We start from the raw sequence: 12,385 nt of genomic DNA on the forward strand, positions 1-12,385 counted from the left end.
GTTCAGTATTGGTGACAGACCACCACAAGTATCCAACCTCAATTCTATTCACAAGACCATCGTTGATGTTCTCGGCGAGCGATACCGTCGAATTTATTCTTAAAGTAGGTGCGGAATGACGGTTATAAGAATTAATGATGTAATAAATCGTAAATTTACCGATGGGATTTATCCTAAAAAACGCGGTAACCATAACGCAAACAGATGACATCCAGATGGCAGCCCGGCATCCAGGCGCTTGAGGCCAGAATGCCGGTGTAGTTGGGGGGCGGCGCGTTAAAGAGGGGGGCTTTTAGCGACGGTAACGCGCGGGTAATGAACGATGCAAAAAATTAATCATTGCGTCGCTGGCCGGCGAGATCAGCCACCAGCTTAGTGCCACCAAAACCACAGACAGGGAACCCACCGCAATGTCGGTAAACCAGTGGGCACCGATCATGACACGCGGTGTGGCAAAAACAACCACGATGACCAATGAGATCAAAAATGAACGGCGCGGAAAATAGCGCAGCATAAAAGCGGAGTAAATCATCAGCATCATGCCATGGTCGCCAGGGAAGCTGTCGCGGGAGGCATCTTTAGTCGGCCAGCCGGTCAGTTCGCCAACCTGATTGATATCACTAAAGTAATAGGTTGGGCTGGCGTGCTGTACTGGCAGCAAGTGGCCCAACTGATTCAGCACCACGGCGGTAATCAGCATGACCACGCCCACAATCAGTAAACGCTGGCGTTCAGTGCTATCCCCGCGCCGATAATGGTAAAGATAAAGCAGCCCCATCGCCAGCAGCGCACAGGCATCGAAAGCGCGGTTGTTGGTGATGGCGACCGTATACAGCAGCAACGGACTGGTTGCCAGATGCTGGTTAAAGTAGAAGAAGATGGCGCTGTCGAGGGTAAACCAGAATCCGTGATTAGCAGGAAGATACCAGGAAAAGAACAGCGCCACACCTGCTGCGTTGAGCAGTAGAATGGCGAAAAGCTGACGCTGTGACATGCAACAAACTCAAAATATTAAGAAAAAAACGCTTTAATCCTATTCCTGTAAACTTAAACTATAGATCAACAGCTGGTTTTGGAACTGATTCCACGGTGCCGATGCGGTGTGAATTAACTCAATCCGGCTGTCTAGCGGGGGAAGCGGTTTGGTTTCAATATGCAGGTCCAATCCCTGTCGATTGATAATCAATGTCCCTTCGGGAATTCGCATCACACCTTTAATGCGGTCGACCGGCGTCAACCGAATCCAATCCAACAGTGCGGCCGTGGAAAACTGCGTTTCTGGGGAGAAAATCCAGCCACAGGCAAAGTAACCTTGCCCTTCATTGAGTGCGCGACGCCAGGCTTCGCCGCCGGGCAGGCGCAATGCGGCCAATCCGCGTTCTGAAGCATGGGAATGATGATGCGCACCATCAGGAAGTTCGCGCGTATTGCGGCGCGGCTCATCAAGCAGTGACACATCGATTTCACCCTGTGCGGCGCTCACGATAGAGCGATCGCCTGCTCCGGCCTGCTGCCAACGCTGTAGCGCGGCGATGTCGTCTGCGCTGTAGGTATCCTGCTTGTTGGCAACGATAATGTCCGCCGCGGCTAACTGATCGCGGAAGTTTTCGTTTTCACTATAACGCGCGTCCTGTAACTGCCGCGCATCCAACAGGCAAAGAGAGGCCTGCAAACTGAGCCAGGGTTGATAACTTTCAGCGGTGAGCAACGAAAGAATCTGCTTTGGGTGTCCCAAGCCGGTCGGTTCGATCAGTAAGCGGTGCGGTTTCTTTTGTTGCAGCAGCATATTCAGGCCAATCTGCATCGGCAGACCGTTCACGCAGCACATGCAACCGCCGGGGATCTCTTTCAATACCGCGCCGCTGTCAGACAACAGCGCACCGTCGATGCCAATTTCACCAAATTCATTGACCAGTACCGCCCACACTTCGTCTTCGGGTTTTTGTGTCAGCAGGTGGCGAATGGTAGTGGTTTTGCCGCTGCCAAGAAAGCCAGTGATAAGGTTTACTTTGGTCAACACATCAGACTCCGGAAATACGCGTGAACGGGGGAGGCAAGAGGCGCGCCAGCCAATGACCGGCGCGAGAGAGACTTAGTCGGCGCGGCCCATATAGCGACGCTCGGCGATATGAATACGAATGTTTTCACCTGCGCTCAGGTATTCTGGCACCTGAACCACCAGACCGGTGCTCATGGTCGCCGGTTTGTTGCGGGCGCTAGCTGAAGCCCCTTTGATGCCTGGTGCGGTCTCTACAATTTCCAAATCTACCGTTTGCGGCAGTTCCAGCGCCAGGATTTGTCCATCCCAGGTCAGTACCTGAATGCCCGGCATCCCGCCTTCCGGTATAAACAGCAGTTCATCTTCAATTTGCTCTTTTTTGAAGATATACGGCGTGTAATCTTCATCATCCATAAAGACGTACTCATCACCGTCCACATAGGAAAAAGTGACAAAACGGCGCGTCAGAGTGATGGTATCGAGAATGTCGTCACCCTTGAAACGTTCTTCAACCTTCAGGCCGGTACGTACATCGGAGAAGCGCATTTTGTACAACGTGCTGGCATCGCGAGCGCTGGGGCTTTGGATGTCGACATCCTTTACCAACAGCAGCTTGCCACCGTAATTGATCACCATGCCACGTTTGATTTCGTTCGCTCTTGCCATGAAAAAACCCTGTTATAAAGAAAAAGACATTTTTGTGGCGACACGTTACTCGCGCCGCTGAATTCAGGCAAGCGGCATTTTATCATCCGCTCGCGCATTCATCGCTGTCGTTCTATTTTATAGCAGGCCGGTCATGCGTACACCGGCAGAGCGCCCAATAGCGTAAGCAGGTGCGCCACGATGTTAATGGCACCAAACGCCAGAACGATAACCACCAGCCACATTCCACCCGGCGCGCGATAGGTCGTGCTATCAGGAGCAAAGCGCTTGCGGGCGGCCACCACCATACAGGCGGGAATGATCACTGCCCACAGCGTCGCCGCCAGTCCTGCGAAACCGATGGCATGAAGAAAACCATCCGGATACAGCAAGGCGGCAAGCGTTGGCGGAATAAAGGTAATGCTGGCTGCCTGTGTGCGGCCTCGTGGTGTATCTGCCAGTGAAAAAGAGTCGTGAATATAATCAAACAGTCCCAAAGATACGCCGAGGAACGAACTGGCCAGTGCCATATAAGAAAAGGCGTTCAGCAAGGGGATCAGATAAGCACTTTGCGCAGCGTTGCCCATGTGCTGAAGCAAATTGCCGATATTGCTGCCCTCGGCGACCACGGCTTTAAATCCTTCACGTGGAATGTTGCCCTGAATCACATACTGCCACAGCAAATAGATCGCCAGCGAAAGTAAGGTGCCGTAGAACAGGCTGCGCGCCACCGTGCGCCCCTCTTTGTGATAGTACTTCACCAAACCGGGCACATTGCCATGGTAGCCAAAAGAGGTCAACAGGTAGGGTAGCGCTGCCAGTGCATAGGGAAAGTAGGGCGCATCCGCGGGCGCGCTCATCAGCAGACGAGAATGGTTGACCTGAGTGAGCAGGTCGCTCACTGACAGCACAAAAGTAATCACCATACCGCCAATCAGAAGAGTACTTAGCCGATCCACGGCGCGCGTGGAGAGCCAGACAATAAAGGCGACCAGTAGAGAGAATATTAACCCTGATGTAGCGTGCCTTATGGGAAAAACATCTGCCAGCGTGTGCGTGATGATTGAACCACCCGCTGAGATATAGGCATAGGTCAGAATATAAAGTACAAAGGCCACGGACAGACCGTTCAGGGTATTCCAGTGTTTCCCGAGCAGATCTTTCACCATGGTATGGAAGCTGGCACCGGCGGGGTAGTGCAGGTTGGTTTCCAGGATCATCAGTCCGGAGGCAAACATGCAAAACCAAGTGGCAACCAGCAACAGCACGGAGCCACTAAACCAGACACCGGCGGTAACAATCGGAATGGAAAACATGCCTGCACCTACGGCAGTGCCAGCAATGATCATGGCTCCGCCAAAGGCAGAGCGCGAACGAGAAAGCGGGAAAACGTCGGCTGACATTGCAGCTCCAAGGTAAAGTTATTGTACTAGTTTAATGATACGAAAAACTTATGGTTAAGTAAATCGTCGATCTGCCAATAAAACGTGAAATAGCCAACGCTTATGACGATAAAGGCGGGAGGAATGGTGAATTTCTCTGCATTTCGCTGGTGTTATTGGGCAAATTTGCTAGGCTGGAGCAGCCATTAAACCCGCCTTGCGAGTAAACAGGATGGAATGTCGTTCAGGCTGTGGGGCCTGCTGTATCGCCCCGTCAATCTCCAGTCCGCTGCCGGGAATGCCGGAGGGGAAGCCCGCCAACGTGCGCTGCCTGCACCTTGATGCCGCGATGCGCTGTGGCTTGTTTGGCTCGCCGTTGCGACCTGCGGTGTGTGCGACGCTGCAACCGCAAGCGGAGATGTGTATGACAAACCGTGATGATGCGCTGACTTATCTTTTACGGCTTGAGGCAGAAACGGCTCCCTGATAGGGGCCGTGTCGTTTGGTTATACATCCTTGATTTTCCACATACAGTAACCCGCCCCCACGCTCATCAGCAGGGAAATAAAGAAGACGGCGTGATAACCTCAAAATTGTGCCACGATGCCGGCCAGCGATCCGGAAATGATCCAACCCACGCGCGTGGTGTTGGTAAATAGCGTGGTGGCGGTGCCCGCTTGTCCTGGCATTAAATCCTGAAAATAGAGCATGCCAATACCTGCCGAAATACCGATAAAAATGGCGTTCAGCAGCTGTAATCCCAATAGCAACCACTCTGCGCTGAACAGCACCAGCCCGACATAAAAAAAGCAGTCCTGCACCGACGGCAATACGCATCAAAATGCGTTTACCAACGCGTTTTGCCACATAGCCCGCAATCAACATAACAGGAATTTCCAGCCCGGCCGCCGTGCCCATCATGATCCCGGCCAGCTTCTCAGACAGCCCCAGTGCGTTGACCACATATAAAGGTATCGTAATCAGGTAAACCCCGTTACAGGTCCACATAGCGGTGCAGGCAAAAAACAGCAGCAGCGTGTCGCGTCGATTCTGACGCGGTGATGTCAACGTCGTGTCTGTTTGCAAGGCCGATTTCGGCATCGAGGGGAGCAGAAAGGTCACCAGCGCGCCACACAGCAAAAATACCACTGCTGCGGTGAGGTACATCACTGGGAAGCCAAAACCCAGCGCTAGGGCAAAAGCCACCGGCGGGCCGATCACCCAGGACAGGGAGATCTGGGCACGCATCACTGAGCTAAACATCGCGGCTTCGCGCCCGGTGCGATCGGCGTGCTCGCGCGCTAGCGCGAACAACTGTGGGTTAGCGGTCGAACCAAAGCTTGAGAGAATGACGCCGACAATCAGCAAGATAAAGTAATTACGGTTCCAGGCATACAGCACGCATCCCAGAGCACCCAGTATGCAACAGTGCAGAATCAGTCGTTTACGGTCGCCTTGCTTGTCGGAGCGCGTGGCCAGCATTTGGCTCACGACAATGCCGATAACAGCACTGCCCGTGTAGTAGAGCCCCACCATCAGCGGGTTTACTTTCACTTCGGTCGAAAGGAACAGGCTCAACGTCGGCAATTGCAACGCCCCGGCAATACCGGTCAGGAACGCAATAACCAGGAACGCAGAGGAAGGTCAGATCGGGCTGACGCCGCAATACGGAGTTCAATATAGACATAATTAACAATCTAGGGCAGTGCGTTTGTGAGTCAGAAAACGTATGGAAGATACGCTCGTGCAAAAAACGTGCAAGATGAGAGTCAGTGCCGTTTGAGTCAGAAAATGCAAACCGTGATACCACGGCGCGCGTATTTTACGCGAGCTTTGCGCTTTCTGAAAAGATGTTTCATCTTTTTTGCTTCAGCAAGCCTTCAGCTGGTGCGGCTTTCTACTATGAATTCAGCATGCTCAATGGCTAAAATGTGCGTGATGTCAAAAATCCATCACATGAAATACGTGGAATATTTGCATAAAAGCAACATTATGCCCATACTCAGTGAAACTTTTCAGTAATTATTTTTTTGCATTGCTTGCCATTAGTGGCCTTACATCTTCATTTGTTTGCTGAAACGATTCAACAAAAGCGGAGAGGAGCGTCATGTTCCAGTTATCACAGCAAGATATTCATATGGGTGCGGCTGCCAGCGATAAGCAGGACGCTATCCAGCAAGTGGCGGCCGCACTGGCTGCTGCCGGGTGTGTCAGCCCGGCGTATGTAGATGGTATGTTGCAGCGTGAACTGCAAACGTCGACCTATTTAGGTAATGGTATTGCTATCCCACACGGCACAACTGATACACGCGATCTGGTGCTGAAAACCGGCGTTCAGGTGTTTCAATTTCCGCAGGGGATTGCCTGGGGAGAGGAAACCGCCTATGTGGTGCTGGGCATCGCAGCCCGCTCGGATGAACATCTGGCGTTATTGCGTCAGCTAACCCACGTTCTGAGCGACGAAAACGTTGCAGCGCGTATGGCTAAAACCGCGTCAGCAGAAGAGTTGCGCAGTTTGCTGATGGGTGAGCAGCAGGGCGCGGATTTCCGTTTTGATACCTCGTTGATTACGTTGGACGTTGCCACGGACAGCCTGCTGATGTTACAGGCGCTGAATGCGGGCCGTTTGCAGCAGATCGGTGCCGTCGATGCCGGGTTTGTCAGCGCGGTCGTCAGCCAGAAGCCACTTTATCTGGGACAAGGGGTGTGGTTGAGCGATAACGCACAGGGCAATCTGGCGAGTGCTGTCACTGTAAGCCGTCCTGTCACCGCGTTCACCGCCTATGATGAGCCGGTGGCGCTGCTGATTACGGTTGCCGCTGCGGATGAGCAAGCGTTAGCCCCTATCGATTATTTAAGCAACCTGCTGATCGCACAGAAAGCTGAACGCTTGCTGAAAGCTGATGCCGCCACGCTGCTGGCATTGCTGACCAGTGACGTACCGGAAGAAAACGATGTGCTGACCGCAGATTACACCATCCGTAATGAGCACGGGTTGCACGCACGTCCGGGGACCATGCTGGTGAATGTTATCAAGCAGTTCACCAGCGAGATCACGGTGACCAACCTTGATGGTACCGGTAAGCCAGCCAACGGGCGCAGCCTGATGAAGGTGGTGGCGCTGGGCGTTAAAAAGTGCCATAAGCTGCGTTTCACCGCAGCGGGCAGCGATGCTGAACAGGCATTGGCGGCGATTGGCGAAGCGATTAATTCTGGATTAGGAGAGGGCGCAGCATGAGCAGGCGAGTTGCCACCATTACCCTGAATCCCGCGTATGACTTGGTGGGATATTGCCCCGAAATTGAACGGGGTGAAGTCAACCTGGTGCAAACGGCGGGTCTTCACGCCGCAGGCAAAGGTATTAATGTTGCCAAAGTGCTGAAAGACCTCGGGATTGACGTCACGGTGGGTGGATTTCTGGGCAAAGACAATCAGGACGGCTTTCAGCAATTGTTCAGCGAACTGGGCATTGCCAACCGTTTTCAGGTTGTCCCCGGTCGCACGCGTATCAACGTCAAGCTGACGGAAAAGGCTGGTGAAGTGACCGATCTCAATTTCTCCGGGTTCGATGTCACACAGCAATACTGGCAGCGCTTCGTCAATGACTCGCTCAGTTGGTTAGGGCAGTTCGACATGGTTGCCGTCAGTGGTAGCTTGCCCGCAGGCGTCGATCCGGATGCGTTTACCGATTGGATGTCACGTCTGCGGACCCAATGTCCTTGCATTATTTTCGACAGCAGCCGTGAGGCGCTGGTAGCTGGACTAAAAGCCGCGCCCTGGTTGGTGAAACCCAACCGTCGTGAGCTGGAAATCTGGGCGGGCCGCAAGTTGCCCACGCTGGAAGATGTGGTAGATGCTGCCCATGCGCTGCGTGAGCAAGGTATCGCTCATGTGGTGATGTCGTTGGGGGAGGAAGGTGCTCTGTGGGTGAATGCCTCGGGTGCCTGGTTGGCCAAGCCACCGGCTTGCGATGTTGTCAGCACCGTAGGTGCCGGTGATTCCATGGTCGGCGGATTGATTTATGGTCTGTTAATGCGTGAATCGAGTGAACACACCTTACGACTGGCAACCGCCGTGGCTGCGCTGGCCGTAAGCCAAAGCAATGTTGGCATTACCGATCGACCTCAGTTGGCCGCGATGATGGCGCGTGTCGACCTGAAACCCTTCAATCACTAACAGCAAGAGATAGATCATGAAAACGCTGCTGATAATAGATAAATCACTGGGGCTTGCCAGAAGCCACCTGGTGAAAAAACTGCTCGGCGCGGCGGCTGCGAAAGCGGACCTGACGCTGACTGACAAGATCGATGAGAGTGAACTGGCGATAGTCCTGGGCGGTGCACTGTCTGCTGACAGCGCGCTCAATGGCAAAAAGGTGTAGATGTTGAACTGGCTGCAAGCCAGCCAGAACAATTTCTGACGCAGGCAAAAGCACAGGCAGAGTCGTATCAGGCGCCTGCTGTGGCTGCGGTGAGTGCGTCTTCAGTGCCGCGCATCGTGGCGGTGACGGCGTGCCCGACCGGTGTGGCACACACCTTTATGGCAGCAGAAGCCATCGAGCAGGAAGCGAAAAAACGCGGCTGGTGGGTGAAAGTGGAAACGCGCGGCTCCGTTGGCGCGGGTAACGCTATCACGCCGGAAGAAGTCGAGCAGGCCGATCTGGTTATCGTGGCAGCGGATATTGAAGTGGATCTGTCGAAGTTTGCCGGCAAAAAATGTACCGCACCTCAACCGGTCTTGCGTTGAAGAAAACGGCGCAGGAACTGGATAAAGCGCAGGCGGAAGCTACCGTGTACCAGCCAACAGCACAAAGTGGTGCACAGCCAGCCAGTGCCGGACAGAAAAAGGGCGGTACTGGGCCGTACCGCCATTTGTTGACGGGCGTGTCCTATATGCTGCCGATGGTGTTGGCGGGTTACATCGCGTTCTCCATTGCTGACCGTCCCGGTCTGGCACCGGGTATGGTAGGCGGCATGCTGGCCGTGAGTACCGGCGCGGGATTCCTTGGTGGCATTATCGCTGGCTTCCTGGCGAAAGCGCTCAGCGACCATGTCAAGCTGCCGCAAAGCATGTCTGCCCTGAAGCCGATACTGATTATTCCGCTAGTGGCGACGCTCATCACCGGTCTCATCATGATCTACGTGGTCGGTACTCCGGTAGCGAAGATCCTGACGGGCTTGACCAGTTGGTTGCAATCCATGGGCACTGCTAACGCGGTGATTTTGGGCGCAATCCTGGGCGGCATGATGTGTACAGACATGGGGGGGCCGGTGAACAAGGTAGCCTACGTATTTGGTACCACACTGCTCAGTAGCCAGATTTACGCGCCGATGGCGGCTGTTATGGCCGGAGGCATGGTTCCGCCGTTGGCGATGGGCCTTGCGACGTTGGTGGCCGCGAAGAAATTCAGCGCGTCCGAGCGTGAAGGTGGTAAAGCGGCGTTTGTGCTCGGCCTGTGTTTCATCTCTGAAGGAGCGATCCCTTACGCTGCCCGTGATCCGATGCGCGTACTGCCGTGCTGTATTCTGGGCGGGGCCGTTACCGGGGCGCTGTCGATGGCCGTGGGCGCACACCTGATGGCATCGCACGGCGGGCTGTTTGTACTGTTGATCCCAGGGGCGATCACGCCGGTACTGGGCTACCTGTTCGCGATTCTGGCGGGCATGGCGGTGGCGGGTCTGCTGTATGCTGTGCTGAAACGCCCTGACGAGCAGTTGGTGAAAGCGGCGTAAGTGGTAAGCCAATACTGAACGTGATGCAAAAACGCCAGCCTTACGGCTGGCGTTTTTTATGCGGCTTGTGCCTTTAGCCAGGCAATTTCATCGGCCCAGATATCCGGATTCACGGTTTCCAGAATCAGGGGAATACCGTCAAAACGCGGGTCACGCATGATATAGCGGAAGGGTGTATGCCCGATGTTTCCGGCACCCAGACTGTGGTGGCGATCGACGCGGCTGCTAAAGGTACTTTTGGCATCGTTTAAGTGCATACCGCGCAGATAACCAAAGCCTACGGTGTGATCGAACTCGGCAAAGGTGTCATCACAGGCGGCGTCGGTACGGATATCATAGCCACCGGCAAAGGCGTGACAGGTATCAATGCAGACCCCTACGCGGGTTTTATCCTCGACGTCCTCGATGATTGCCGCCAGATGCTCAAAGCGGAATCCCAGGTTGGTGCCTTGGCCTGCGGTGTTTTCGATGACTGCTGTTACGCCTTGAGTGACATCGAGAGCGATATTGATCGACTCGGCAATGCGTGCCAGACAGTCACGCTCATCAATCTGTTTTAAATGGCTGCCGGGGTGAAAGTTAAGCAATGACAGCCCCAGTTGTTGGCAACGCGCCATTTCATCAATAAAAGCGCTGCGTGATTTCTCCAATGCCTCTGTGTCCGGGTGACCGAGGTTGATCAGATAGCTGTCGTGCACAAGGATCTGCCCCGGTTGGTAGCCGTACTGCTGGCAGGAGGTCTTGAACTGCGCAATGACCGTTTCGGATAACGGTGCGGCCTGCCATTGGCGCTGATTTTTTGTGAACAAGGCAAATGCGGTTGCCTTAAGTTCGTGGGCTCTGATGACTGCCTGATCCACACCGCCGGCAGCGCTGACGTGTGCGCCTACGTATTTCATGCTGTTCTCCTTATTGCTCTGGCGCACAGTATGCCACTGTTATTAACCAAAGGTGATCGCTTGAGCTAAAAAGCGTAACAACATGCTAACCGCGCGGCGCGAAAAGGCGCATTTATGCCAACAACGCCGTGATGCCAAGGTTGATACCGGCACCGCCGACAATCAGCCAGATAAACAGTAATAGCGCCAGCAGCAACGGCTTGGCACCTGCACGACGCACGGCGCTGAGGCGGGTTGTCACGCCCAAGGCGCCCATCGCCATCGCCATCGCCAATAACAGATTATCAATCTGGTTGACGGTGGTTAACCAGGTATCCGGCAGCCAGTGGAACGAGTTAAACCCGGCTACGGCGATAAAACCCACGGCAAACCAGGGGAATGCCATTGGCGTTTTTTCTGTTGTGCTGCTGGTGCGGCGTTGAAGAAATCCCCCCAATAGCATGAGAAACGGAGCCAGCAGCATGACGCGTAACCTTTTGCTAATCACTGCGGTGTTTTCGACCTCCGGTGAAATGCTGTGCCCTGCCGCCACAACCTGGGCCACTTCATGTACGGTGGAGCCAATATAAACGCCGAACATCTGCGGCGAGATGGGCAAATAGTCGCCAGTCACGGCCAGCGCGTAGAGACAAGGATAAAGAAACATAGCGATAGTGCCGAAGATGACAACGGTGGCGACAGCAATCGCGACGCTGTCGCCCTCCGCCTTGACCGTTGGCGCGGTGGCCAGCACCGCTGCGGCACCGCAAATGCTGCTGCCTGCACCGATGAGATATACTGTCTTGTCATCAAGGCCAAGCAGGGTTTTACCGAGATAACAGGCAAGAAGAAAGGTGGATGTCAGCATCAGTGCATCAATAACGAGTCCGCTGATACCCAGCGCAGCAATGTGTTGCAGGCTGAGACGAAAGCCATAGAGCACAATGCCCAAACGTAGCAGATGATGCTTTGACCAATTAACACCCTCATCACAGTAGCGTTGCAGGCGTGGGTAAAGCGTGTTGCCGATCAATGCGCCGCCCACCATGGCAAGGGTCAGTGAACCCAACCCCATGTGGGCAACCGAAGGGAGCGCGGCCAGTTGCAGAAAACCGACGGTCATGAGAGCAATAAAAAGCAGGCCAGGTAGCTTGCGTAAAAGCGGGTGGATAGATTTATCACCTTGAATTATAAAAAGAGATGCCATTGTAATACCTGTTTGAAGTCGAGCTAACCTGGAACACAGCCTATGATGAGTGGCCATAAAAGAGAAATTGATTATATGCTTATAACCTATTGCTATTTCCGGTAAGGGCTAACGATGCACATCACGTTGAGACAACTTGAAGTTTTTGCAGAGGTCCTGAAAAGCGGATCGACCACACAAGCGTCCGTTATGCTGGCCCTTTCTCAGTCTGCCGTGAGCGCAGCGTTATCGGATTTAGAAGCGCAACTGGGCGTACAGCTGTTCGATCGCGTAGGTAAGCGCTTGGTGGTGAATGAGCATGGGCGATTGCTTTATCCAAAAGCGTTGGCCATCCTGGAGCAGTCGCTGGAGATAGAAAAAATGTTCCAGCAAGAGAATGGTGCGTTACGCGTGTTCGCCAGCAGCACCATTGGTAACTTGTACTAGCTCAGACCTGATCTGACAGTTACCGGTTATTTATACAGGTGTCTGTCAGATTAAATCTGGTTCAGATTTTTTTCTGCCCAGACCCGTTTACCATCAAGTAATGTTGCCATTGGCGT

9 protein-coding genes and 3 pseudogenes are annotated in these 12,385 nt (G+C 53.8%); 5 read left to right on the forward strand and 7 right to left on the reverse strand.

Annotated elements, in window-relative coordinates; all coding sequences use genetic code 11:
* Positions 1–292: 292 nt before the first annotated feature.
* The 4 genes from ACTBDZ_RS10000 to mtr form a co-directional block, all read right to left on the reverse strand.
* Positions 293–994, reverse strand: a complete 702-nt coding sequence (locus ACTBDZ_RS10000) for a phosphatase PAP2 family protein (RefSeq protein WP_438815195.1) — start codon at positions 992–994, stop codon at positions 293–295.
* Between the two features lie 39 nt (positions 995–1,033).
* On the reverse strand, positions 1,034–2,020 hold the full coding sequence (locus tag ACTBDZ_RS10005) for a CobW family GTP-binding protein (RefSeq protein ID WP_438815196.1): 987 nt from the start codon (positions 2,018–2,020) through the stop codon (positions 1,034–1,036).
* Between the two features lie 72 nt (positions 2,021–2,092).
* Complete coding sequence (gene yeiP / locus ACTBDZ_RS10010) at positions 2,093–2,665, reverse strand: elongation factor P-like protein YeiP (protein WP_438815197.1); 573 nt, start codon at positions 2,663–2,665, stop codon at positions 2,093–2,095.
* A 131-nt stretch (positions 2,666–2,796) separates the two neighbouring features.
* Positions 2,797–4,047 carry a tryptophan permease gene (gene mtr / locus ACTBDZ_RS10015; RefSeq protein ID WP_438815198.1) on the reverse strand — a complete coding sequence of 417 codons (1,251 nt, stop codon included), beginning with the start codon at positions 4,045–4,047 and terminating at the stop codon, positions 2,797–2,799.
* Positions 4,048–4,258: 211 nt separating this feature from the next.
* Between mtr and ACTBDZ_RS10020 the strand changes: the two genes are divergently transcribed.
* Positions 4,259–4,513: a YkgJ family cysteine cluster protein gene (locus ACTBDZ_RS10020; RefSeq protein WP_438815199.1), complete on the forward strand. Its 255-nt coding sequence runs from the start codon at positions 4,259–4,261 to the stop codon at positions 4,511–4,513.
* Between the two features lie 19 nt (positions 4,514–4,532).
* Here the strand turns inward: ACTBDZ_RS10020 and ACTBDZ_RS10025 are convergent.
* A pseudogene (locus ACTBDZ_RS10025) lies at positions 4,533–5,655 on the reverse strand (sugar efflux transporter).
* A gap of 478 nt (positions 5,656–6,133) precedes the next feature.
* Here ACTBDZ_RS10025 and fruB point away from each other — a divergent pair.
* The 3 genes and pseudogenes from fruB to ACTBDZ_RS10040 all read left to right on the forward strand — a co-directional run bounded on the left by fruB (position 6,134) and on the right by ACTBDZ_RS10040 (position 9,758).
* Positions 6,134–7,264, forward strand: coding sequence for a fused PTS fructose transporter subunit IIA/HPr protein (fruB, locus tag ACTBDZ_RS10030; RefSeq protein ID WP_438815200.1), 1,131 nt, complete (start codon positions 6,134–6,136; stop codon positions 7,262–7,264).
* Entirely contained in the window at positions 7,261–8,202 is a 942-nt protein-coding gene (gene fruK, locus ACTBDZ_RS10035; RefSeq protein ID WP_438815201.1) for a 1-phosphofructokinase, read from the forward strand. The genes fruB and fruK overlap by 4 nt, the downstream gene beginning before the upstream one ends.
* 16 nt (positions 8,203–8,218) lie before the next feature.
* A pseudogene (locus ACTBDZ_RS10040) lies at positions 8,219–9,758 on the forward strand (fructose-specific PTS transporter subunit EIIC).
* Positions 9,759–9,814: 56 nt separating this feature from the next.
* Here ACTBDZ_RS10040 and nfo read toward each other — a convergent pair.
* Positions 9,815–10,657: a deoxyribonuclease IV gene (gene nfo, locus ACTBDZ_RS10045; RefSeq protein ID WP_438815202.1), complete on the reverse strand. Its 843-nt coding sequence runs from the start codon at positions 10,655–10,657 to the stop codon at positions 9,815–9,817.
* 112 nt (positions 10,658–10,769) lie between these two features.
* On the reverse strand, positions 10,770–11,843 hold the full coding sequence (locus ACTBDZ_RS10050) for a YeiH family protein (protein WP_438815203.1): 1,074 nt from the start codon (positions 11,841–11,843) through the stop codon (positions 10,770–10,772).
* A 114-nt stretch (positions 11,844–11,957) separates the two neighbouring features.
* Here ACTBDZ_RS10050 and ACTBDZ_RS10055 point away from each other — a divergent pair.
* Positions 11,958–12,260 (forward strand): annotated as a pseudogene (locus ACTBDZ_RS10055) (LysR family transcriptional regulator); the annotation flags it as partial.
* Positions 12,261–12,385: the final 125 nt, after the last annotated feature.

It is taken from the genome of Symbiopectobacterium sp., from assembly GCF_051710365.1.
In the GTDB taxonomy this organism is placed as follows: Bacteria; Pseudomonadota; Gammaproteobacteria; order Enterobacterales; family Enterobacteriaceae; genus Symbiopectobacterium.